Raw genomic sequence first — 21,000 nt, 5'->3', positions numbered from 1 at the left:
CTGGAGATTGGCACCATGAAGGCGCTGATGAAGACCACCAAGCCGGCAACCCCGGCAACGGTCGAAAAGAAGTGGATCCTGATCGACGCGGAAGGTCTCGTCGTCGGCCGCCTCGCCTCGACCGTCGCGAACATCCTGCGCGGCAAGCACAAGCCGTCCTTCACCCCCCACGTTGATTGCGGTGACAATGTCATCATCATCAACGCGGACAAGGTGAAGTTCACCGGCCGCAAGCTGACCGACAAGGTTTACTACAAGCACACCGGCTATGCCGGCGGCATCAAGGAAACCACGCCTGCCAAGATCCTGGAAGGCCGTTTCCCTGAGCGCGTCCTGGAAAAGGCTGTTGAGCGCATGATCCCCCGTGGTCCGCTCGGCCGTCAGCAGATGCGCAACCTGCGCATCTTCGCCGGCGCTGAACATCCGCACGAAGCGCAGAACCCCGAAGTGCTCGATTTCGCATCGCGCAACCGCAAGAACAAGGTGGGTGCATAATGTCCGATAACCGCCAGTCCCTGTCCGACCTCGCCTCGCTGGCCGCTAACGCGCCTGCTGCTGCCGCTCCGGCCGCCGACGCGCCGATCGCTCCGGTTCAGCCCTCGGCTCCCCTGCGTCAGCAGGAAATCGACAGCCTCGGCCGCGCCTACGCCACCGGCCGCCGCAAGGACGCCGTCGCCCGCGTCTGGGTGAAGCCCGGCACCGGCAAGATCACGGTCAACGGCCGTGATCAGGAAGTCTATTTCGCTCGTCCGACCCTGCGTCTGGTCATCAACCAGCCGTTCGGTGTTACCGAGCGTGAAGGTCAGTATGACGTGATCGCCACCGTCAAGGGCGGCGGTCTGTCGGGTCAGGCCGGCGCCGTGAAGCACGGCATCGCCCAGGCGCTGTCAAAATATGAACCAGCGCTGCGCAGCGCGGTCAAGGCCGAAGGCTTCCTGACACGCGACAGCCGTACCGTCGAGCGTAAGAAGTACGGCAAGGCGAAGGCCCGCCGCAGCTTCCAGTTCTCGAAGCGCTAAGATCCTACTCGCAAGAGTTTTTGGAAAGGGGCTGGATTTCCGGCCCCTTTCTTTTTGCCCTTAGCTGTTGCGCCTCCGTATCGGTGGCAACCTTCCTTAACCTGGCTTGTTAACCTGCTGTAGCTAACGACAGGAGGACCCGATGGGCGAACTGACCGACAAGGTGAAAGCGGCTGGGAACAAGGCGGCTGGCGCCATCAAGGAGAATGTAGGCCGTAACCAGGGCGACCCTGATCTGGCCGCTGAAGGCAAGGCGCAAAAGGCCAAGGGCACGGCGCAGAATATCAAGGGTTCGGTCAAGGGCGCACTTGGCGACGACATCTGATCGAAGCTTGAAGTGCACCAAGGGCCTCGCCGATGGCGGGGCCTTTCTTTTACCCGAAAGCCTCGGCCTCGCCGGCCCGCTGCTCCCGATCTGCCGGCCCGCGAAGATAGGCCCGCACATCCCGCCGCAACTCACCCGCGCACAGATAAAGCGCGATGACATTGGGAATGGCCATCAGGAAAAAGCTGCTGTCCACAATGTCCACCACTCGGCCGAGATCAATCGCAGCGGCCGGGGGCAGGGCGATGATGTAGAGGATCTTGTAGCTCCACTGCGCCTTCGGCCCATTGCCGAACAAATAGCCCCAGGCCTGCAACCCATAGAAGCCCCAGGCCACCAACGTCGAATAGGCGAACAGCACCACCACCACCGCCAGCAGCCAGGGAAACCAGGGAGACACCTGCGCAAAGGCGGCGGAGGTGATCGCGATTCCCTCCAGCCCCGATCGCCATGTGCCCGCGACGACCAGAGCCAGACCGCCCACAGCGCAGACGATCATCGTGCCCAGCAGCGGTTCGAGCAAAGCGACAAGTCCCTCCGACACCGGATGCCGCACGCGCGCCAGGCTGTGCGCCATCACGGCGGAACCGACACCCGCCTCGCTCGCGAACACTGCCCGCCGCATCCCCGCGACGAACGCACCGACGGCGCCGCCCGTCGCAGCGCTGCCGCTCCACGCCCCGTGCCAGATTTCGGCCAGTGCACCCGGAATGGCTGGCGCATGGAAGATCAGCACCGCCGCAACGCCGACCAGATAGACCGCCACCTTCAGCGGAGTCAGCCGTTTCGCCACTTCGCCCAGCCAAGCCGCGCCGCCCAGCGTCACCAGCGCCACGGCGGCGGCGAGCAAGACGCCATAGGCCCAGCCGTTGGATAGCCCCGTCACCACCTTCACCTGCGCGAAGCTCTGGTTGACCTGCACCATCGGGATCGCCCCGAACAGCGCGAAGAAGGCATAGAGCCCGCCCAGCACCAGTCCCAGGTGCGGCCATCCGCGCGCGGCACCGACCGCCCTCAGCACATACATGGGACCGCCATGCACATGCCCGCGGCTGTCGAAGGTCCGATATTTGAGGCCCAGCGTCACCTCGGCCATTTTCACGGTCATCGCGAACCAGCCGATGACGAACATCCACAGGATCGCACCCGGCCCGCCCATGGTTAGCGCCACCGCGACGCCAGCGATATTGCCAAGGCCGATGGTGCCTGCGAGCGCGGTGGTCAGCGCGCCCCACTGGCTGACATCCCCCTTCGCTTCGCCCGCACCGGGCTGCGTCCGTAAGATGCGCAGCGCGCGTCCGATGGCGCGCACATTGGGAAAGCCAAGCCAGATCGTGAAGAACAGCATCGGCACAGCCAGATACAGCACGATCAACTCGATCTGCGCGCCCAGCAGCGGCACCTTGAAAAAGACGGCGCCCGCTAGCGCGTCCACCGCTGCATTGAACCCGTCCATCTGCTAAGGAATGACCGGTCTCCGGTGGAAAGTCGAACAAAGATTGCTATGGATGACGGCAGCTTAGGTCGCTTTGCGGGACGAGAATCATGAGCAGGCGTTATTTCGGCACCGATGGAATCCGGGGCCGCACCAACCAGTGGCCGATGACGGCGGAGCTGGCGATGAAGGTCGGCATGGCCGCGGGCAAGCATTTCCAGCGCGGCAGTCACCGCCATCGGGTGGTGATCGGCAAGGACACCCGCCTTTCGGGCTATATGGTGGAAAATGCGCTTGTGGCGGGCTTCACCGCAGTGGGCATGGATGTCGTCCAGTTCGGCCCGATCCCCACGCCTGCGGTCGCGCTGCTCGCCCATTCCATGCGCGCGGATCTGGGCGTCATGATCTCCGCCAGCCACAATCCTTATGCCGACAATGGCATCAAGCTGTTCGGTCCTGACGGATACAAATTGTCCGACGAGGATGAGCTGAAGATAGAGGCGATGCTGGAGCAGGATATCCCGCTGGCGGCCCCTGCCGACATCGGCCGCGCCCGCCGCGTGGAGGACGCGCGCGGTCGCTACATCCATGCCGTCAAGTCGAGCTTCCCGGCAGATCTGCGCCTCGACGGACTGAAGATCGTCGTCGATTGCGCCAATGGCGCAGCTTATCAGGTCGCCCCATCCGCCCTTTGGGAATTGGGCGCGGAAGTGATCGCGATCGGGGTCACGCCCAATGGCGTCAACATCAACGATGCATGCGGATCCACATCGCCGCTTCTGTGTCAGGAAACGGTCGTATCATCCGGGGCCGACATCGGCATAGCCCTGGACGGCGACGCGGACCGGCTGATCGTGGTGGATGAAAAGGGCCAGATCGTCGATGGCGATCAGATCATGGCGCTCATCGCAGGCAATTTCGCGCGCGAAGGCTCGCTGCGGGGCGGCGGTCTGGTGGCGACTGTCATGTCCAATCTCGGTCTGGAACGGCACCTTGCCGGCCAGGGCATCAATCTGGAGCGGACCAAGGTCGGCGACCGCTATGTGCTGGAACGGATGCGCGAGGGCGGCTTCAATGTCGGCGGCGAGCAGTCGGGTCACATGATCCTGTCAGATTATGCCACGACCGGCGACGGCACCGTGGCCGCGCTACAGGTGCTGGCGGCGCTCGTCCGCGCAGGCAAGCCTGCGAGTGAAGTGCTGCACCAGTTCGACCCGGTGCCGCAGCTGCTCAAGAATGTCCGCTTTTCCGGCGGGAAGCCGCTGGAGCATGATGAGGTCAAGCGCGTGATCGCCCAGGCCGAAGCGGAACTTAACGGCTGCGGCCGCCTCGTCATCCGTCCTTCCGGCACGGAGCCTGTCATCCGCGTGATGGCCGAAGGCGACCGCGAGGATCAGGTGAAGGATGTCGTCGAACGCATCTGCGACGCTGTGGCGAGAGTGGCCGCATGACGCTTCCCGCTCATCGTCATCACAGCGAAAGCTGGGATCTCCCTCAGATCAGCCATGCCCTTCGTCCAGAGATGCCAGCTTCCGCTAGTTTGACGGAATCCTGTCATGCTTGAAATGCGCCCCGACTGCGAACGCTGTGGCACGGACCTGCCCGCCGATGAACCCGGCGCGTTCATCTGTTCCTTCGAATGCACCTTCTGCGCGCCTTGTGCAGAGGCGCTGGACGATCGCTGCCCCAATTGCGGCGGCGAGTTGATGGACCGCCCGACCCGCGTTGGCGAAGCGCTCGCCCGTCATCCAGCAACCCCCCAGCGTCACCATAAGGCATGAAGCCAGCACGCATTTTGATCATCGCCGGATCGGACAGTGGCGGCGGCGCGGGTATCCAGGCGGATATCCGGACGGTGACGCTGCTTGGCGGCCACGCCATGACGGCGATCACTGCGATCACTGCGCAGAACACGCTGGGCGTACAGGGCGTCCACCCCATACCCACGCCGATGGTGGTGCAGCAGATGGACAGCGTCATCGGCGATATCGGGATCGATGCGGTAAAGATCGGCATGATCGGTTCGGCTGAAACCGCTGCCGCCGTCGCGGACCGGCTCTCCAGGCTGAAAAATGTCCCAATCGTCTTCGATCCGGTCATGGTCGCCACCAGCGGCGCAGCCCTTGCGGATGAAGCGACCATTGCAGTCTTTGAGCGGCTGATGAGCTTGGCGACGCTGGTGACGCCCAACATTCCCGAACTGGCGGCGCTCGGCGGGGAAGAGATCGCGATCCGCTTCGACACCCATGTGCTTGCCAAGGGCGGGCATGGGGAGGGGACGATGCTCACCGACCGGCTGATCGGCCCTCAGGGCGTACGCAAGGCCTGGAGCAATGCCCGCATAGACACGCCTCACACCCACGGCACCGGCTGCACGCTGGCCAGCGCCATTGCAACGGGCCTCGGGCAGGGCTGGGAGCTGATCGACGCCATCGAGCGCGCGCGCAAATATGTTCGCGAAGCGCTGACGCTGTCGCCGGGCCTAGGGCAGGGACATGGGCCCATGGGCGCGCCCTTCGGATTTCATCTCCATGCCTGATTTCGCGCATGAACTTCTGCATCATCCCGGCCTCGTCGCCGGAGTGGATGAGGCGGGCAGGGGCCCGCTTGCAGGACCGGTGGTCGCCGCTGCCGTAGTTCTCAGGCAGGATGACTGTCCCGATGGCCTTAATGACAGCAAGCAACTGACCGCCACTCGCCGCGCGATGCTGGAGGGAGAGATCAAGGCGCGAGCGCTCTGCTGGGGAATCGGCGTCGCGTCGGTGGAGGAAATCGACAGCCTGAACATCCTCTGGGCGACGATGCTGGCCATGACGCGAGCGATGGAGGCGCTCAGTCATGACTGCGCGCATGTGCTGGTGGACGGCAACCGCTGCCCCAAATGGCGCTGGACCTCGACCGCTGTTGTGGAAGGGGACGCCAAATGCCTGTCCATCGCCGCCGCGTCGATCCTGGCTAAGGAAGCGCGCGACCGGATGATGGTAGAGGCGGCTGCCTCGCACCCCCATTATGGCTGGGAAACGAACAAGGGCTATGGCAGCCCGATGCACCTGGCTGCGCTAAGGGAATATGGGCCGACACCGCTCCATCGACGCAGCTTTGCGCCCGTCGCTCAGTTGATGCTGCTGTAGCGGGGAGGTTTACTAGACTCGTCCCATGACGGGATGACCGCGCGCGCTTGCCGGAAAATTCCAGACTGGAACCGCGCCTGCGGATGGTTAAGAAAGACTTAATGCGCTTTCTGCCAGCCCTCGCCCTGCTTAGCATTCTCGCTCTCTCTTTGGGCGCGCCACCAGTGTTCGCCCAGGCCGAGGTTCCCGCCAGCGGATCCCTCGCGCCCGGCGCTTACCGTTGGTTGGAAGAAGGCCCGTTCGATGGCCCGCTCTATCTGATCATCAGCATCGAGCGGCAGATGGTGCATGTCTATAGCGGCGACCGGCTCGTCGGCATGGCCAGCGTATCGACCGGAACAAAGGGACATCGCACGCCGACGGGTGAATATCCGATTCTGCAGAAGCGGGAATGGCACAGGTCGAACATCTACAGTAATGCGCCGATGCCCTTCATGCAGCGGCTGACCTGGGACGGAATCGCGCTGCACGCCGGGCATAATCCGGGCTATCCGGCAAGCCACGGCTGTATCCGCCTGCCGCACGCTTTCGCTCGCAAGCTGTTCGGTCTCACCCAGATCGGCACGCTGGTGCGGGTGAATGCGGATGAGCTAGGCCCGGCACTGATGCTCGACACGCTCGTGTTGAACGACCCCGGAACAGCCGTCGTGACCTTCACGCCCAATGCCCAGCCCCCGGTGCTGGAGAAAGCCCCGGTGGAATTAGCGACCCGCGACGCACCGATGCTCACCATCGACCCCAGCGTGTTCCGACCGCGCCTGCGCCGTTGGTAGTTGGGGTCTAGGTAGCGGCGTTCCCCCTCCCGCAAGCGGGAGGGGGCCAGGGGGTGGGCTGGCGCAACATCAGCGGCAATTTACAACGGTCGAGCGGGAAGCTCCCAACCCTTCAAATCAGCCAGCATCCTGTTTGAAGCCTCGGGGGAGGGCGATGTCTGCGACTGATCGCCAATCGACAACTCGGCCGTCATTCCGGCCTTGAGCCGCAAGCCCGCTTCCTTCAACCGAGGAAGTTAAGTGGAACCCCGGTTCAGTCCTGGTGACGAAGAACCGGCGCTCCTATTGCTCGCCGTGACGCCACTCCTCGCCGGGGCCATGTGTGACGCGACGGCCACAACCCCGTCGAAAAGCGCCCTATTCACTCCGTTGGCGCTGAGTCATGCCTGTCCTATTTCGCCCTGACCAGTCTATGCCGCGCTCCTCTTTGAAATGTCCGGTACATCGCGCCCTCACGCCTACGCGCGCGCAGGCACGCGCGCGCATACACTGTGAACTTCGGGCAAAATTGGCGGAAAACGGGGCGGAAATTAAGAAGCGGCCGCCACCGGGCCTGGGGGCGACCGCTTCCCAACCCCCCGCTCGGGGGTTGTCTTGTCAGGCTGCTTCAGCCGTCTCCGCCGACGCGGGCAGGCGGATGAGATAGTCGAAGGCGGAAAGCGCCGCCGTCGAACCCCCACCCATGGCGATCACGATCTGCTTGTATGGCACGGTCGTGCAATCGCCGGCAGCGAATATCCCTGGCTGGCTAGTTTCGCCGCGTGCGTCAATCTCGATCTCGCCGCGCGGAGAAAGGGCGACGGCGTCCTTCAGCCATTCGGTATTGGGAACGAGACCGATCTGGACGAAAATGCCTTCCAGTTCGATATCATGATCGGTGCCGTGGTTGCGGTTCTTGTAGGAAAGGCCCGTCACCTTCGCCCCGTCACCCTCCACCTTCGTCGTCAGCGCGGAGGTGATGATGCGGACGTTAGGCAGGCTGGCCAGCTTGCGCTGCAGCACCGCGTCCGCACGTAGCTGGCTGTCGAACTCAATCAGCGTGACATGCGCCACGATGCCGGCGAGGTCGATCGCCGCCTCGACGCCGCTATTGCCGCCGCCGATCACCGCCACGCGCTTGCCCTTGAACAGCGGGCCGTCGCAATGCGGGCAGTAGGCCACGCCCTTGTTGCGATATTCATCCTCGCCCGGCACGCCCATCTGCCGCCAGCGCGCGCCGGTCGAAAGGATGACGGTGCGGCCCTTCAGGCTTGCGCCATTTTCCAGAACGACCTCATGATAGCCGCCCTCGGTCTTGGCCGGGATCAGCTTCGCCGCCTTCTGCAGGTTCATGATTTCGACGTCATAATCCTTCACATGCTGCTCGAGCGCGGTTGCGAGCTTAGGCCCTTCGGTGCGGCTTACCGAGATGAAATTCTCGATATCCATGGTGTCGAGCACCTGGCCGCCGAACCGCTCTGCGGCGACGCCCGTGCGGATGCCCTTACGCGCGGCATAGATCGCCGATGCCGCGCCCGCAGGCCCGCCGCCGACGACCAGCACCTCGAAAGGGTCCTGCTTGCGGATCTTCTCAGCCGCGCGGTCAGCCGCGCCGCTGTCGATCTTCGCGACGATCTGCTCCAGTTCCATCCGGCCGCTGGCGAAGGGTTCGCCATTCAGGAATACGGTGGGCACGGCCATCACCTGGCGCGCATCGACCTCTTCCTTGAACAGCGCGCCGTCGATGGCGACGTGGCGGATGCGCGGATTGAGGACACTCATCAGGTTCAGCGCCTGCACCACGTCGGGGCAGTTCTGACATGAGAGCGAGAAATAGGTTTCGAACGTGAAGTCGCCGTCCAGATCCTTGATCTGATCGATGACGTCCTGCGCCGCCTTGGATGGATGGCCGCCAACCTGCAGCAGGGCGAGCACCAGTGAGGTAAACTCGTGGCCCATCGGGATACCGGCGAATGTCACGCCTATGTCCGTGCCAGCGCGGCGGATCATGAAGCTGGGTTTGCGCTTGTCATGGCCTGCCAGCACCAGCGACACCTTGTCCGACAGCTCGGCGATTTCGTTGAGCAGTCCTTCCAGCTCCCGCGACTTCGCGCCTCCGTCGAGCGACGCCACCAGCTCGATGGGCTGCGTGATGTTCGCCATATAAGCCTTGAGCTGGCCTTTGAGATTTGCGTCCAACATCTTCTCATAGCTCCATTGAATTGGCGCACCGGTCCGGGGCACGCGGGTCCGCTTGCCGGTGGGGTACGACCCGAACGCCCGGCATGACAGCGGTTGAAATGTCAGAATGAAACCCCCGCCGGGCCGGGGAGTTGCTCGACCCGGCCCGGCGAAAGGTCAGGTAGAGTTAGATCTTTCCGACGAGGTCGAGCGAAGGAGCCAGGGTTTCTTCACCCTCTTCCCACTTGGCCGGGCAAACTTCGCCGGGGTGAGCGGCGACATATTGCGCAGCCTTGACCTTGCGCAGCAGTTCGGTCGCGTTGCGGCCTACGCCTTCCGAAGTGATCTCCATGAACTGGATCACGCCTTCCGGATCGACCAGGAAGGTGGCGCGGTCAGCAAGGCCGACATCCGGACGCATCACATCGAAATTGTTCGTGATCTGACCCGACTGATCGCCCAGCATATAATAGTTGATCTTGCCGATCGCGGGCGAGGTATCGTGCCAGGCCTTGTGGCTGAAGTGCGTGTCGGTCGACACCGAATAAACTTCCACGTTCAGCGACTGCAGCGTCGGGTAGATGCCGGCGAGGTCTTCCAGCTCGGTCGGGCAGACGAAGGTGAAGTCGGCGGGGTAGAAGAAGAAGATCGCCCACTTGCCCTTTACGTCGGCGTCGGTGACATCGACGAACTTGCCTTCCTTGAAAGCGGTCGCCTTGAACGGCTTGATGGGGGTGTTGATAAGCGCCATGGGCCTTGCAGTTCCTTCTGAGGGGTTGCTGTTGCCCGGCCTATGTAGGGGCGCGGAGGGGAAGGGGGAAATTGCTTTTCTTTAAACCGCTGATTGAGAAAAGCGATTAAAGGCCGAATTATTGATCGATTGATCCGTCTCTTGGCTTCTGGATGACATAGGTCATCGCTTCCCTCACCATCTCGAGCGCTTCGTCGATCGTGAACGTCGAGGAATCGAGGCAGAGTTCCAGCCATAGCCCATCTACCATCGCTGTCAGGCCGATCGCAGCGATACGTGCGGCGAGACGCGGGATTTGCGGCGCAGCCTCTCGCAGCAGGACCTCCAGTCGCTCGCGCGACCCACCATAGGTTTCCGCATGGGTGGCGGCGATTTTCGGGCTGGTCTTCACCAGGCTCCAGAAGGAAATCCACGTGGCAAGCAGATTGGGATCCAGCACCGGCGGCTGGAAATTGGCACGCAAATAGGCCCACAGCCGGTCCAATGGGTCCGGACCCGCCTCCGCAACGGCCTGCTCCATGGCTGCGGCGACCTTTTCCCCCACATCGCGGTAGGTCGCGAGGATGAGGGCATCGACACCATCGAAATAATGGGTGAGCAGGCCTGCCGAAACGCCAGCGCGCGCGCATATCGCGCGCACGGACGTAGCGCCCACCCCTTTTTCAGCGAGGCAGCGCGCCGTTGCTTCGATCAACGCCTGGCGTCTGACATCGGGCGATTCCCTGACAAAGCGCGCCCGTCCCTGAACCCTGCCTAATCGGCCTGCAGTCTTATGCTCCACGTCTCTTTTCCCGCCACCATGCCGCGCCCCCTTAGAACAGCCCGCACTGCCCCCTTCCCGCAACATGGATCACGAAATGCGATCACTATTTCAGGGCGCAATGCAAGTGGAAAGATGGCTGTGAACAGCACTTCAGGCCGGTTCGCCCAATTCTTCGAGCGCGGTAAAGCGCTGCGACCACAGCGCGCCATAAATGGCCATCCACTGGACCACAGGGGCGAGCCCCTTCACCCGAGCGGCATAGAAGGTTTCCCGCCCGGCGCGGCGGGCCGTAACGAGCCGTGCGCGCTTCAGCTTGGCCAGATGACGTGAAACCATGGGTTGGGACACATCTGAAACGGCGGTCAGCGCATGAACGCTCTGCTCCCCTTCGCGCACCAGATATTCGAGCAAGGCACGGCGCGTACCATCGGACAGCGCCTTGAAAAGTTCATCGCAAGCGGTCGACCGGTCACCATTGGAAAGAGCATCGTTCATTGCGAAGCCATAACCAAAGGGTTATGGGAAGATCAAGAGCAGACCGCTTTTTAGATGATCCAGCCGCATTAACCAAAAAAAGTTGCGGCTGTCCGGCGGCTGAGTCTTTTGAGTCACACCACCTGATATTGAGTCTGTTATGCTTAACGGGACTCAATATGTCGTGGCTACCGCTTTCGTTCTTCCGATGTTAACCTTTTTGTCAGGCTTAACTCCTAAACTGTTGATCTTGACGGGGGACTCCCGAGGACTCAACGCTGGCCTCGAAACGAATGGGGGTCACGAAAATGGGTGTCATGGAACGCGTCGCGCCGCGGCGTAAAAAGGCGATCGCGCCGGTCGAGATTGAGGCCGACCGCCTGTTGCGCGGCGATTGTATCGCGGAAATGGCGAAGTTGCCCGACGCCTGCATCGACATGATCTTTGCCGATCCCCCCTATAACTTGCAGCTGGGCGGCGACCTTTTTCGGCCCGAAGGCGGCCGCGTCGATGCGGTCGATAATGATTGGGACAAGTTCGACACGCTGGGCAGCTATGACCGTTTTACCAAGGCGTGGTTGGCGCAGGCTCGTCGCATCCTGAAGCCCAATGGCACCATCTGGGTGATCGGCAGCTATCACAACATCTTCCGCGTCGGCACCGCCTTGCAGGATGAGGGGTTCTGGATCCTCAACGACATCATCTGGCGCAAGTCCAACCCGATGCCCAATTTCAAGGGCACTCGCTTCACCAACGCGCATGAGACGCTGATCTGGGCCAGCCAGGGTGAGGACGCGAAATACACTTTCAACTATAAGGCGATGAAGACGCTCAACGACGAGTTGCAGATGCGCTCGGACTGGGTGCTGCCGATCTGCGGCGGTCAGGAGCGGCTAAAGCGGAACGGCACCAAGGCGCATCCGACTCAAAAGCCCGAGGCGCTGCTCTATCGCGTCCTCCTCGCCTGCACCAAGCCGGGCGATGTGGTGCTCGATCCCTTCTTCGGCACTGGCACGACCGGCGCGGTGGCCAAGCGTCTCGGCCGCAAATGGATCGGCATCGAACGGGAAGACAGCTATATCGAGGTAGCGATGGAGCGGATCGAGGCTGCGCTGCCCCTCGACGAATCCGCGCTGACCATCATGCAGAGCGCCAAGGCTCAGCCGAAGGTCGCCTTCGGCACGCTCGTCGAAACCGGCTATCTCCAGCCGGGTGTGATGCTGACAGACTCTCGCCGGCGCTGGGAGGCGGTCGTGCGCGCGGACGGGTCCCTGAGCGTCGGCAGTGACAGCGGTTCGATCCACAAAATGGGAGCGACGCTACAGAATGCGCCGAGTTGCAACGGCTGGACCTTCTGGCATTATGAGGCCGAAGGCGGGCTGAAGCCGATCGACGCTCTGCGGCAGACCTATCTGCTCGCGAACGAGCCTTGATCTGCGAAGGCCATTCAATTCTGGCGGGGCTTGTCGCAATCTCCCTCTTTCTTAAAGAGGGAGCATCCCTCGACGAGTTCAGGTGAACGGAATCAGGAATGATCGCCTCCCATATACCCGCTGACGCCCGGCTCTATCTAAAACCGACATGGTTCGTGCCATCTCCCATCGGCTTGGCCGAGGGATCGGCGGCGCGGATGAGCAATGGGCTTGTCTGGTTCCAGGGTTATGAACTGATACTGCTCAGCGGACGGGAGCGGCTGGCCCGGACGACCCTGCCGGTGGCCGGATTCGTCGATGCGCTCGCTGGCCTGCCCAAGCCGCTGGTGGAGCGGGCAAAGCAACTCGCCGCCAATATCTCTGCGACGCGCCCGCCGCTTGCGCTCGGCGACCGCACCATCCGGTTCGATGCGCCGCAGGTGATGGCGATCCTCAATGTAACGCCCGACAGCTTTTCCGACGGTGGTAAGCATATGGACGATCCTGGTGCAGCCGCAGACGCGGGCTTTGCCATGGCGGCGGCGGGCGCGGCACTGATCGACGTGGGCGGCGAATCGACACGGCCCAAGGCTCCCAGGCTATGGGAGGGTGATGAGATTGCTCGCGTGGTCCCCGTGATCGAACGGCTTGCGGCGGCTGGCGTGCCGGTATCAATTGACACGCGCAAGGCGGCCGTGATGGAGGCGGCGCTAGCCGCCGGCGCCAGGGTCATCAATGATGTCAGCGCGCTGGCTCATGATCCCCGGGCAATGGAAGTCGCCGCTGCATCGGCATGCCCTGTCATCCTGATGCATGCTCCGTCTGCAGGTGACGACCCGCACGACAATCTGAACGGCTATGGCGATGTGGTCGCCGACGTTTTCGATATGCTTGAAGCGCGGATCAACGCCTGCATCGCGGCGGGTATCAGCCGGGACCGGATCATGATCGATCCGGGCTTGGGCTTTGGAAAATCGCTGGCCGACAATCTGGCGCTGGTGAACGGGCTGGCGACCTTTCAGGCGCTTGGCCTGCCACTCCTCTTTGCGGGGAGTCGCAAGCGGCTGATCGGAGCGCTGTCCAACGAAGCGCCTGCACCCGACCGGCTGGGTGGGTCGGTCGCTCTCGCCTTCCGCGCGGTGGAACTGGGCGCGCAGATGGTGCGCGTGCATGATGTGAAGGAGAGCGTCCAGGCGCTCCACCTCTGGCGCGGCTTGGCAGACGCGGGTTTAAGCGCGGTTTAGCTGCAGGGAGCAGTTGCCGGGAGCATGCCGGCTAAACCGCGAGGCTTATTCCGAGCCGGCCGATGCGTTGCTCGCGGCTTCTGGCGCAGTACCACCCTCCGCCGTTTCCGCCTTCCGCCCGAAGATCCGCAGGCTGTCGAGCACCTTCTCTGCGATCGCCTGATATTGCTCGCTCAGCATCTCTGGATAGACGAACGTCGCGGTCACGATCGAACCGTCAGGCTGGCGTAGCAGGCGAACGGCGACGTTATTGCCTTCGCCGTCATTCGCCGTCCCGCGATATTCGTTGTCTCCGACAAAGTCGCCATCCACGCCTTCCGAACCGCTGCTCATGGCCGAGACGACCTGCTGCAGGGTCTGTTTCTCATCATTGCGCTGCCAGAAAATACGTACGTCGGCGCCCGCACCGGGGTCCTGATAAACGACCCCATTCGCGTTGCTCGCTGACGCATCCTTTTCCCAGCCTTCGGGGAACGTGATGGAAAAGCCCCGCTCGATATTCACATAATTGCGCGTCGCGCTAGTCTCGGCCTTTTCGGCGGCGACCGCCTTGGCGGCAGCGGCATTCGCCGCGGCAGCCAATTCTTCCTGACTCGGCAGGTCCTCGACCGGTTCGGCGCGCCCGCAGGCGACCAGAAGAAGAATGGGAAGGCAGGCTGCGACGCTGGAGCTTTTCATGCCCTTCCCAAAGCATAGGCCGCCCGACATTTCAACGTCGCAACGATATACGGCGCGGCAGGATGAGCCCTGAGCAGCCCAAGCGTGCTTCAGGCGGCGCTGTCGATGCCCAATTCGGCGAGCTTGCGGTAGAGCGTTGAACGGCCGATCCCTAGCCTGCGGGCTACTTCGGTCATGCGGCCGCGATAATGGCCGATGGCGAGGCGGATGACGTCTGCTTCGATCTCCGCCAGTTGCCGCACATGGCCGTCACCTTCGAACAGGGTGATCCCGGCTGCTTCCCGATGTGTCTGAGGCACGGCGCGCAGGCGCGGGTGCAGTGGTTCACCCTCGACGCGAGAGCGGATGTGCGCCGCAATCTGCGGAAAATCCTGCGGCGTAAGCGCGTCGCCTTCACACAAAACGGCGGCGCGGAAGAGCGCGTTCTGCAGCTGGCGCACATTGCCCGGCCAATCATGCTGCATCAGCAGCGCAAGCGCGTCGTCGGTAAGACCGAGGCTTCGCAGCCCCGGTTGGACCGCGATCCGCGCCAGCAGATGACGGCAGAGCGCCGGCACGTCCCCGATCCGCTCCCGAAGGGGCGGGACCGTCAACTGCACGACGTTCAGGCGATAATAAAGGTCTTCCCGAAAACGCCCCGCCTCAATCTCATCGACCAAGCGCTTGTTAGTGGCAGCGATAACCCGCACATCGACATGGATCGGTCGCCGCGCGCCGATCGGTTGCACCTCGCCATCCTGCAGCACGCGCAGCAGCTTCACCTGTGCTTCGAGCGGCATTTCGCTGACTTCATCCAGGAAAATGGTGCCCATGTCGGCAGATATGAACTTGCCAACCTGCCGTTCGAACGCGCCGGTGAAAGCGCCGCGCTCATGGCCAAACAGGTCCGACTCGACGAGGTTAGCGGGAATCGCTCCGCAGTTCACCGTAACCATCGACTGCTTATGGCGGGGCGACGCGGCGTGAATGGCGCGGGCGATCACATCCTTGCCGACGCCGCTTTCCCCTTCGATCAGCACGGGGACACGCGCCCGCGCAGCCTTCGCCGCGATCGCCAGTGCTGCGCGGAACTGGGGCGCTGCGCCAACGACATCTTCAAAGGAGAGGGCGGCGGAAATCTTTTCCGTCAGCGGCCGCAACTCACCCTTGCCATGTTCGTGTGAAACGGTGGCGTTGAGCGCCGCGAGCAGCCGCTCGGGGGCGACCGGCTTCGCCAGATAATCGGTGGCGCCTGCTCGCATCGCCTCTACAGCGATCGCAACGCTGTTGTGCGCGGTGAGGATCAGGATCGGTAGCGCCGGGCGGCGGCTGCGCAACTCGCGGATCAATCCAGCCGCGTCATAGCCGGGGCTCCACTGGTCGAGCAGCACCGCGTCGAGCCGCATGCCATCCTGCGTGCCGAGCATGGCGATCGCCATATCGCCGTCATTGGCAAAGATCGTGCGCCATCCGGCGCGGGCTGCAAGCGCGGATACGAGCCTGCGCTGGGCGGGCTCCTCGTCGATCAGCATCAGCATGGGAACGCCGTCGCGCGCCATCTTACCCCTCTTCTTGAACTATGGGCGTAGCCTAACGCATGGGGGTAAAGGCGCCCTTAACCGGAAAGTTTTTCTTCCTCTGTTTCGAGGTTGAGGGGGGAGGGGCTTGTCGATAAGAGGGGCCCGCTTAAAACAGGCTGACAAGGGATTGGACATGGCGTCAGAAGGAAATATCGAGAGCGCGACCCAGACCTATGTGGGGTTCGTGTCCCTCGTAAAGTGGGGAACCATCGCTTGCGCGCTGCTCGCCGCGATCGTCGTCGTCCTGATCTCGAGCTAAGATCAGCGCCGCGAGGGGGATGTCGATGAAGATTGCAATCATCAAGGAGCTTGCCGAGGGCGAGCGCCGCGTTGCCGGTACGCCGGAAACAGTCAAGAAGTTCAAGGCGCTTGGCGCCGATGTCGCTGTGGAAGCTGGCGCGGGTTTCTCCGCCGCCATCGCCGATGCCGACTATGCCGCGATGGGCGCGACGGTCGCCGATCGGGCGGCAACGGTCGCTGACGCAGACATCATATTGGGTGTGCAGGGTCCTGAAGTGGCCAGCATCGGCGGCGCCAAGCCCGGTGCGTGGATCGTCGCGGGGCTGAACCCCTTTGTCGAGCGGGCGCGCGTCGATGCCTATGCAGCTGCGGGCTATGAAGCGCTGGCCATGGAATTCATGCCGCGCATCACGCGCGCGCAGTCGATGGACATTCTTTCCTCGCAGTCGAACCTTGCCGGTTACAAGGCTGTGCTGGACGCGGCTTATGAATATGGCCGGGCCTTCCCGATGATGATGACCGCGGCAGGCACTGTCTCGCCGGCCAAGGCATTTATCATGGGCGTGGGCGTCGCAGGGCTTCAGGCGATCGCAACTGCCAAGCGTCTGGGTGCGCAGGTGTCGGCGACCGACGTCCGCTCCGCGACCAAGGAGCAGATCGAGAGCCTTGGCGCCAAGGCGGTGTTCGTCGAGAGCGTCGCTGGCATCGAAGGCGAAGGCAAGGGCGGCTATGCCACCGAGATGTCGGACGAATATCAGAAGGCTCAGGCCGAACTGGTATCCAGCCACATTGCCAAGCAGGATATCGTCATCACCACAGCGCTGATCCCGGGCAAGCCCGCGCCCCGCCTCATCACCGATGCGCAGATCGCGACGATGCGGCCGGGCAGCGTGATCGTCGATCTGGCGGTCGAGCAGGGCGGCAATGTTGAGGGCGCGGTGCTGGGCCAGGTGGTCGAACGCCATGGTGTGAAGATCGTGGGTCACAAGAATGTGCCCTCGCGCCTCGCTGCAGACTCGTCAGCCCTGTTCGCCCGTAACCTCTACAATTTCCTCTCGGCCTTCTGGAACAAGGAACAGAATGCGCCGGTGCTGGACGAGGAAATCGGCAACGCCATCCGCGTGACGCAGGGCGGCAAGGTCGTTAGCGAACGGTTGCTGTAGTGGCTGTCTGACCCTCCCTGCCGCACACGGCGGGGAGGGGGCAGGAGGGGGAATAGGATCGTACGCCTTCTCCATTCCTTCTGCCCAGTTCCTGCAAGAGGAAGAGGAACTCAGGAACCGGAATGAGCGCACTTCTCTTCTTTTCCTTTCTCCTCGCCTGTATAGTTGGCGCAATTGCGGTATGGCGCGTACCGCTTGATAATGTACCAAGCCTTCTCGGCCGGCTTATCTTGCTATCGTCCGCCGGCGTCGCTGGCGCGCTGATCGTCGCGGCCGAAACCGGCAGTGCCGCTGCGCGCTATCTCGGTCTGGCGGCTGTCCTCCTCGCGAGCGCCTCTTTCTGCGGAAGCTTTATCGCCGTGCGCCGCTCGGAATTGGTTAAGCGGACTGCGTCTCGGCGATGATCGTCGCCATCGATACAATTACGCTCGCCTGGGTATTAGCCGCACTGCTGTTCGTCCTGGCGATATGGCGGGTTGGCGGCCTATCAGCACGGGCGCAGCTTCATGCCGCAGCGGCAGGGGTTCTTCTGCTGTGCGCCGCAGCGGCCTATGGCATCGACGTCATCAACACGCCCGAAATCATCGGCGCGCTGGTCATTGGCGCCGCAGTAGGTCTGCTGTTAGCGCGTGAATGGCCTGGTCCTCGGCTGATCTCGCTCCTGACGTCGCTCGTCGGGCTGAGCGGGTGCGCTGCCTTATGCGCGGCCGCCGCCATCTGGTTGAACCCCTATGCCTTTGGACTGATCGCCGAGGGCAGCGATAAGGTCGAGACTCAGCAAGCGCTGCTGCTGGTGCTGACCATGCTGGCGGGCGGAGCCGCATCTTCCTTTTCCATAGCTGCCGGAATCCGGCGCAGCATAGCCGGTCCGGCGCTGCTTGCGCTGACGATCGCGATGGCGGGTTGGTCGGCGGCGGCCTTGGCCTTCCTGCTGCAGAATGTCGGTATGGTAGTTGCGGGCGGGCTCGCCGGAGCGGCGGGTATGGGCAGCGCGCTGCGCATATGTGGTAGAGCACACTGGAAGGGGCTTGCCGATGCGGGGCGCCGTCCGTAACGCTTGACCGGAAAGATGCAGGAGATTCCTGCCGGGGCAATTAGGATAAGGCGCTACATGCAAAAGCTCGGTCTGATCGGCGGTCTCAGCTGGACATCGACGGCGCGTTATTATCAGATCATCAATCAGGCGGTTTACCGCGCGAAGGGCGGCCAGCATAGCGCGCCGCTGCTGATCGAAAGTCTGGACTTCGCCGATATCGGCCGCTCCACTACGGATGAGGAATGGGCCTATGCGGCGCAAGTGCTGATCGCGTCAGCCCGGCGGCTCGAACAGGCTGGAGCCAAGGCCCTGCTGATTTGCGCTAACAGCATGCACCGCGTCTATGACGAGGTTCAGGCGGGCGTGGACACGCCGATCATCAACATTGCCGACGCCGTTGGCCGCAAGATGAAGGCAGACGGCGTGCACAAGGCGGCGTTGATTGGCACCCGCAATGTCATGACCGAGAAATTCTACCGCCAGCGGCTAGTGGGCCACGGTATTTCGTTGCTGCCCCCTGATCTGGAACTGGCCGAGCGTATCGACCGCATCGTCTATGAGGAGTTGACGATCGGCAAGGTCAGCCGCGACTCTGAACGCTATATGCGGTCCGAACTGACCGACATCGCGAAGGAAAATGTCCAGGCGGCGATCCTCGCCTGTACGGAGCTGGAGATGATCGTCGATGTGAAGGCCAATGTGTTGCCGATCTACGACGGCACGGCCATCCATGCGCGGGCCGGTGTGGATGTGATCCTCGGCGACTAAGCTCTGCCCTGAACCAACAAAAAGGGGGTCGCCTTTCGACGCCCCCTTCTCCCCTCTAAATTCGTCAGAACGCCGTACTGATCGAGCAGGCCGCCGGACCCAGGATCACGACGAACAGCGTCGGCAGAATGAACAGGATCAGCGGCACCGTCATGATTGCGGGCAGGCGCGCGGCCTTTTCCTCGGCACGCATCATGCGTTCGTGGCGGAATTCAGCCGACAGCACGCGCAGCGCCGAGGCGAGCGGCGTGCCGTATTTCTCTGTCTGGATCATGGTCGTAACCACGCCCTTGATTGCGTCCAGCTTCACGCGCGTCGCCAGATTTTCAAAGGCCATGCGCCGTTCGGTCAGGAAGCTGAGTTCGATCGCGGTCAGCTGGAATTCGTCGCCCAACTCGGGATAAGCCTTGCCTAATTCCTTCGCTACGCGAGCGAAGGCCGCATCGACTGTCAAGCCTGCTTCGGCGCAGATGACGAGCAGGTCGAGCGCGTCCGGCAACCCCTTGCGGATCGCCGCGGAGCGCTTCTGAATCTGGTTGTCGATGAAGATGTCCGGCGCTTTGTAGGATAGCAGCAACGCGCCAGCGAACGCCATGAAGCGCTTGGCGCCGCCCCAGTCCGGGAACATGCCAACGCCATACAGCAGCAGCGCCGCCGTGCCGCCGATCACGATCGGCAACACCATGCGACCGAAGATCACGGCGACCGCCCAATCCTTCGACCGGATGCCCGCCTGCGCCAGCTTGATCTGCGCGTCCTTGAGCTGATCGTCCTGCAGCACCTTCAGGCTCGAGAGGAACGACCGCATCTGGTCCGTCGCCTGATTTTTCTTGACCAGCTTCGCGCGGCGGCGGGCGGTGGAGGCGGTGATACCCGCCTTCAATTGCTCACGGCGCTCGTTCAGAGCCTTTACGCGCTTGGCCATGGGATCTCGCACGGTCATGACCGAATAGAGAACGAACAGCATCGCCAGGGTCGCGACGGCGGCCAGCAAGGTGCCGAAGTCGGTAGCGGAAAGGCCGAAGAGCGTTCCGGCGACGGGAGCGGTTTCCATGTCTGTCTCTTTCCCGTCAGATCTCGAAGTTGATCATCTGCGCCATGATGAAGACACCGATGGCCATCCAGCACATGCCGCCAATGCCGATCACCTGCATCGTCGACATCCCGAACAGGCCAGCCGGGTCAGCCGTGAAGAACGGGGCCATATATTGGAAGTTGATGTAGCAGATCATGCCGAAAACCAGGAATGGCAGCGCCCCGATAATATAGGCCGACGCCTTGGATTCGGAGGACATGGCCCTGATCTTCAGCTTCATCTGAGCGCGCTGGCGCAGCACCGTGGCGAGGTTCGACAGGGTTTCGGCCAAGTTGCCGCCGGTTTCCCGCTGGATCGCCAAGCTGATGACGAAAAACTGGAATTCCGGCGTGCCGAGCCGGTCTGCCGTTTCCTGCAGCGCCTGATCCATCGTCTTGCCGATCTTGATCCGTTCGGTGATCAGCTTGAACTCTTCACCGACAGGGCCCGGCACTTCGCCCGCTACGACGCCCAGCGTTTCGGTGATCGGCAAGCCCGAGCGCAGGCCGCGCGTCAGCAGCTCCAGAGCGTCTGGAAATTTGGCGGTGAACTGAAGCACGCGCTTTTTGATCAGGCGCCCGACCCACAAATGGGGCAGGGCAAGACCCGCCGCCAGGCTGACCATGATAGCCAGCAGTGGAGGAAAGCCGCGTATGAACAGAAATGCGCACAGTGTGAGGAACACGACCGCGCATGCCGTCATATATTGGCTGACCGTCCACTTCTTGCCGGTCATGCGAATGCGCTTGGCGAGATTTTCCGGATTGGGGACCAGCGACACAAGCATCTTCATCTCGGTGCCGGGCTGCCGGTTAGAGATGGCCTTGCGCATCCGCGCTTCCATCAGCGCATCGGTCGAGCCGCTGTGACGTTCCCGGATCAGGGCGACCCGCCGTTTGCTGGCCTTGTCGGCGGAAGGCCCGGCGAACGCAAATGCGACCAGCCCTATCAGGGAGGTCAGCAGCACTAGTAGCAGGATGAAATTTCCGTCCAT

The 21,000-nt window shown here is 62.7% G+C and carries 24 protein-coding genes; 15 read left to right on the top strand and 9 right to left on the bottom strand.

From position 1 onward, the window contains the following. The first annotated feature begins 15 nt into the window (after positions 1-15). From rplM to ACZ5Y5_RS08480, 3 genes are all read left to right on the top strand, one after another. Positions 16-495 carry a 50S ribosomal protein L13 gene (rplM, locus tag ACZ5Y5_RS08490; protein WP_464808213.1) on the top strand — a complete coding sequence of 160 codons (480 nt, stop codon included), beginning with the start codon at positions 16-18 and terminating at the stop codon, positions 493-495. Next, on the top strand, positions 495-1,019 hold the full coding sequence (rpsI, locus tag ACZ5Y5_RS08485; RefSeq protein ID WP_464808212.1) for a 30S ribosomal protein S9: 525 nt from the start codon (positions 495-497) through the stop codon (positions 1,017-1,019). Before rplM ends, rpsI begins: the two co-directional genes overlap by 1 nt. A gap of 142 nt (positions 1,020-1,161) precedes the next feature. Continuing rightward, complete coding sequence (locus ACZ5Y5_RS08480; protein WP_464808211.1) at positions 1,162-1,344, top strand: CsbD family protein; 183 nt, start codon at positions 1,162-1,164, stop codon at positions 1,342-1,344. Positions 1,345-1,393: 49 nt separating this feature from the next. On the opposite strand, the gene ACZ5Y5_RS08475 is transcribed toward ACZ5Y5_RS08480, so the two are convergent. After that, complete coding sequence (locus tag ACZ5Y5_RS08475; RefSeq protein ID WP_464808210.1) at positions 1,394-2,800, bottom strand: alanine/glycine:cation symporter family protein; 1,407 nt, start codon at positions 2,798-2,800, stop codon at positions 1,394-1,396. Between the two features lie 89 nt (positions 2,801-2,889). On the opposite strand from ACZ5Y5_RS08475, the gene glmM reads away from it, so the two are divergent. The 5 genes from glmM to ACZ5Y5_RS08450 all read left to right on the top strand — a co-directional run bounded on the left by glmM (position 2,890) and on the right by ACZ5Y5_RS08450 (position 6,683). Then, complete coding sequence (glmM, locus tag ACZ5Y5_RS08470; RefSeq protein ID WP_464808209.1) at positions 2,890-4,230, top strand: phosphoglucosamine mutase; 1,341 nt, start codon at positions 2,890-2,892, stop codon at positions 4,228-4,230. Positions 4,231-4,335: 105 nt separating this feature from the next. Continuing rightward, on the top strand, positions 4,336-4,560 hold the full coding sequence (locus tag ACZ5Y5_RS08465) for a DUF1272 domain-containing protein (RefSeq protein WP_464808208.1): 225 nt from the start codon (positions 4,336-4,338) through the stop codon (positions 4,558-4,560). Further along, positions 4,557-5,318: a bifunctional hydroxymethylpyrimidine kinase/phosphomethylpyrimidine kinase gene (thiD, locus tag ACZ5Y5_RS08460; RefSeq protein WP_464808207.1), complete on the top strand. Its 762-nt coding sequence runs from the start codon at positions 4,557-4,559 to the stop codon at positions 5,316-5,318. The genes ACZ5Y5_RS08465 and thiD overlap by 4 nt, the downstream gene beginning before the upstream one ends. Beyond that, on the top strand, positions 5,311-5,910 hold the full coding sequence (locus ACZ5Y5_RS08455) for a ribonuclease HII (protein WP_464808206.1): 600 nt from the start codon (positions 5,311-5,313) through the stop codon (positions 5,908-5,910). Before thiD ends, ACZ5Y5_RS08455 begins: the two co-directional genes overlap by 8 nt. A 101-nt stretch (positions 5,911-6,011) precedes the next feature. Continuing rightward, positions 6,012-6,683: a L,D-transpeptidase family protein gene (locus tag ACZ5Y5_RS08450; RefSeq protein WP_464808205.1), complete on the top strand. Its 672-nt coding sequence runs from the start codon at positions 6,012-6,014 to the stop codon at positions 6,681-6,683. Positions 6,684-7,280: 597 nt separating this feature from the next. Here ACZ5Y5_RS08450 and ahpF read toward each other — a convergent pair. The 4 genes from ahpF to ACZ5Y5_RS08430 all read right to left on the bottom strand — a co-directional run bounded on the left by ahpF (position 7,281) and on the right by ACZ5Y5_RS08430 (position 10,852). Beyond that, the gene (gene ahpF / locus ACZ5Y5_RS08445; protein ID WP_464808204.1) at positions 7,281-8,864 is read right to left on the bottom strand and encodes an alkyl hydroperoxide reductase subunit F; all 1,584 of its coding nucleotides are present in this window, start codon (positions 8,862-8,864) and stop codon (positions 7,281-7,283) included. A 166-nt stretch (positions 8,865-9,030) separates the two neighbouring features. After that, positions 9,031-9,594, bottom strand: coding sequence for an alkyl hydroperoxide reductase subunit C (gene ahpC / locus ACZ5Y5_RS08440; RefSeq protein WP_464808203.1), 564 nt, complete (start codon positions 9,592-9,594; stop codon positions 9,031-9,033). Between the two features lie 118 nt (positions 9,595-9,712). Next, positions 9,713-10,375, bottom strand: coding sequence for a transcriptional regulator BetI (betI, locus tag ACZ5Y5_RS08435; RefSeq protein ID WP_464808202.1), 663 nt, complete (start codon positions 10,373-10,375; stop codon positions 9,713-9,715). 132 nt (positions 10,376-10,507) lie between these two features. Further along, entirely contained in the window at positions 10,508-10,852 is a 345-nt protein-coding gene (locus tag ACZ5Y5_RS08430; RefSeq protein ID WP_464808201.1) for an ArsR/SmtB family transcription factor, read from the bottom strand. 287 nt (positions 10,853-11,139) lie between these two features. On the opposite strand from ACZ5Y5_RS08430, the gene ACZ5Y5_RS08425 reads away from it, so the two are divergent. Both ACZ5Y5_RS08425 and folP read left to right on the top strand, forming a co-directional pair. Next, positions 11,140-12,264 (top strand): DNA methyltransferase, encoded by a 1,125-nt coding sequence (locus ACZ5Y5_RS08425; RefSeq protein ID WP_464808200.1) that lies wholly within the window; start codon positions 11,140-11,142, stop codon positions 12,262-12,264. Between the two features lie 98 nt (positions 12,265-12,362). Then, positions 12,363-13,487 carry a dihydropteroate synthase gene (gene folP, locus ACZ5Y5_RS08420; RefSeq protein WP_464808199.1) on the top strand — a complete coding sequence of 375 codons (1,125 nt, stop codon included), beginning with the start codon at positions 12,363-12,365 and terminating at the stop codon, positions 13,485-13,487. Between the two features lie 45 nt (positions 13,488-13,532). Here the strand turns inward: folP and ACZ5Y5_RS08415 are convergent, their stop codons facing one another. Both ACZ5Y5_RS08415 and ACZ5Y5_RS08410 read right to left on the bottom strand, forming a co-directional pair. After that, complete coding sequence (locus tag ACZ5Y5_RS08415) at positions 13,533-14,165, bottom strand: hypothetical protein (RefSeq protein WP_464808198.1); 633 nt, start codon at positions 14,163-14,165, stop codon at positions 13,533-13,535. A gap of 89 nt (positions 14,166-14,254) precedes the next feature. Beyond that, positions 14,255-15,703, bottom strand: a complete 1,449-nt coding sequence (locus ACZ5Y5_RS08410; RefSeq protein ID WP_464808197.1) for a sigma-54-dependent transcriptional regulator — start codon at positions 15,701-15,703, stop codon at positions 14,255-14,257. A gap of 154 nt (positions 15,704-15,857) precedes the next feature. On the opposite strand from ACZ5Y5_RS08410, the gene ACZ5Y5_RS08405 reads away from it, so the two are divergent. From ACZ5Y5_RS08405 to ACZ5Y5_RS08385, 5 genes are all read left to right on the top strand, one after another. Beyond that, entirely contained in the window at positions 15,858-15,983 is a 126-nt protein-coding gene (locus tag ACZ5Y5_RS08405) for an aa3-type cytochrome c oxidase subunit IV (protein WP_464808196.1), read from the top strand. 25 nt (positions 15,984-16,008) lie between these two features. Next, positions 16,009-17,127: an NAD(P) transhydrogenase subunit alpha gene (locus tag ACZ5Y5_RS08400; RefSeq protein ID WP_464808195.1), complete on the top strand. Its 1,119-nt coding sequence runs from the start codon at positions 16,009-16,011 to the stop codon at positions 17,125-17,127. Between the two features lie 122 nt (positions 17,128-17,249). Further along, positions 17,250-17,531: a proton-translocating transhydrogenase family protein gene (locus ACZ5Y5_RS08395; protein WP_464808194.1), complete on the top strand. Its 282-nt coding sequence runs from the start codon at positions 17,250-17,252 to the stop codon at positions 17,529-17,531. Further along, positions 17,528-18,181 (top strand): hypothetical protein, encoded by a 654-nt coding sequence (locus ACZ5Y5_RS08390; RefSeq protein WP_464808193.1) that lies wholly within the window; start codon positions 17,528-17,530, stop codon positions 18,179-18,181. The genes ACZ5Y5_RS08395 and ACZ5Y5_RS08390 overlap by 4 nt, the downstream gene beginning before the upstream one ends. Positions 18,182-18,238: 57 nt before the next feature. Further along, positions 18,239-18,931: an aspartate/glutamate racemase family protein gene (locus tag ACZ5Y5_RS08385; RefSeq protein WP_464808192.1), complete on the top strand. Its 693-nt coding sequence runs from the start codon at positions 18,239-18,241 to the stop codon at positions 18,929-18,931. A gap of 64 nt (positions 18,932-18,995) precedes the next feature. Here the strand turns inward: ACZ5Y5_RS08385 and ACZ5Y5_RS08380 are convergent, their stop codons facing one another. Continuing rightward, positions 18,996-19,985, bottom strand: coding sequence for a type II secretion system F family protein (locus ACZ5Y5_RS08380; protein WP_464808191.1), 990 nt, complete (start codon positions 19,983-19,985; stop codon positions 18,996-18,998). A gap of 16 nt (positions 19,986-20,001) precedes the next feature. Then, the gene (locus tag ACZ5Y5_RS08375) at positions 20,002-21,000 is read right to left on the bottom strand and encodes a type II secretion system F family protein (protein ID WP_464808190.1); all 999 of its coding nucleotides are present in this window, start codon (positions 20,998-21,000) and stop codon (positions 20,002-20,004) included.

The sequence above is a fragment of the Sphingobium sp. TomTYG65 genome, from assembly GCF_055395525.1.
This window is presented reverse-complemented; position numbering and strand designations above follow the sequence as displayed.

Coding starts and splice junctions, on each gene's coding strand:
- rplM (WP_464808213.1), top strand. CDS start 16: ATGAAGGCGCTGATGAAGACCACCAAGCCGGCAACCCCGGCAACGGTC.
- rpsI (WP_464808212.1), top strand. CDS start 495: ATGTCCGATAACCGCCAGTCCCTGTCCGACCTCGCCTCGCTGGCCGCT.
- ACZ5Y5_RS08480 (WP_464808211.1), top strand. CDS start 1,162: ATGGGCGAACTGACCGACAAGGTGAAAGCGGCTGGGAACAAGGCGGCT.
- ACZ5Y5_RS08475 (WP_464808210.1), bottom strand. CDS start 2,800: ATGGACGGGTTCAATGCAGCGGTGGACGCGCTAGCGGGCGCCGTCTTT.
- glmM (WP_464808209.1), top strand. CDS start 2,890: ATGAGCAGGCGTTATTTCGGCACCGATGGAATCCGGGGCCGCACCAAC.
- ACZ5Y5_RS08465 (WP_464808208.1), top strand. CDS start 4,336: ATGCTTGAAATGCGCCCCGACTGCGAACGCTGTGGCACGGACCTGCCC.
- thiD (WP_464808207.1), top strand. CDS start 4,557: ATGAAGCCAGCACGCATTTTGATCATCGCCGGATCGGACAGTGGCGGC.
- ACZ5Y5_RS08455 (WP_464808206.1), top strand. CDS start 5,311: ATGCCTGATTTCGCGCATGAACTTCTGCATCATCCCGGCCTCGTCGCC.
- ACZ5Y5_RS08450 (WP_464808205.1), top strand. CDS start 6,012: ATGCGCTTTCTGCCAGCCCTCGCCCTGCTTAGCATTCTCGCTCTCTCT.
- ahpF (WP_464808204.1), bottom strand. CDS start 8,864: ATGTTGGACGCAAATCTCAAAGGCCAGCTCAAGGCTTATATGGCGAAC.
- ahpC (WP_464808203.1), bottom strand. CDS start 9,594: ATGGCGCTTATCAACACCCCCATCAAGCCGTTCAAGGCGACCGCTTTC.
- ACZ5Y5_RS08430 (WP_464808201.1), bottom strand. CDS start 10,852: ATGAACGATGCTCTTTCCAATGGTGACCGGTCGACCGCTTGCGATGAA.
- ACZ5Y5_RS08425 (WP_464808200.1), top strand. CDS start 11,140: ATGGGTGTCATGGAACGCGTCGCGCCGCGGCGTAAAAAGGCGATCGCG.
- folP (WP_464808199.1), top strand. CDS start 12,363: ATGATCGCCTCCCATATACCCGCTGACGCCCGGCTCTATCTAAAACCG.
- ACZ5Y5_RS08415 (WP_464808198.1), bottom strand. CDS start 14,165: ATGAAAAGCTCCAGCGTCGCAGCCTGCCTTCCCATTCTTCTTCTGGTC.
- ACZ5Y5_RS08410 (WP_464808197.1), bottom strand. CDS start 15,703: ATGGCGCGCGACGGCGTTCCCATGCTGATGCTGATCGACGAGGAGCCC.
- ACZ5Y5_RS08405 (WP_464808196.1), top strand. CDS start 15,858: ATGGCGTCAGAAGGAAATATCGAGAGCGCGACCCAGACCTATGTGGGG.
- ACZ5Y5_RS08400 (WP_464808195.1), top strand. CDS start 16,009: ATGAAGATTGCAATCATCAAGGAGCTTGCCGAGGGCGAGCGCCGCGTT.
- ACZ5Y5_RS08395 (WP_464808194.1), top strand. CDS start 17,250: ATGAGCGCACTTCTCTTCTTTTCCTTTCTCCTCGCCTGTATAGTTGGC.
- ACZ5Y5_RS08390 (WP_464808193.1), top strand. CDS start 17,528: ATGATCGTCGCCATCGATACAATTACGCTCGCCTGGGTATTAGCCGCA.
- ACZ5Y5_RS08385 (WP_464808192.1), top strand. CDS start 18,239: ATGCAAAAGCTCGGTCTGATCGGCGGTCTCAGCTGGACATCGACGGCG.
- ACZ5Y5_RS08380 (WP_464808191.1), bottom strand. CDS start 19,985: ATGGAAACCGCTCCCGTCGCCGGAACGCTCTTCGGCCTTTCCGCTACC.
- ACZ5Y5_RS08375 (WP_464808190.1), bottom strand. CDS start 21,000: ATGGACGGAAATTTCATCCTGCTACTAGTGCTGCTGACCTCCCTGATA.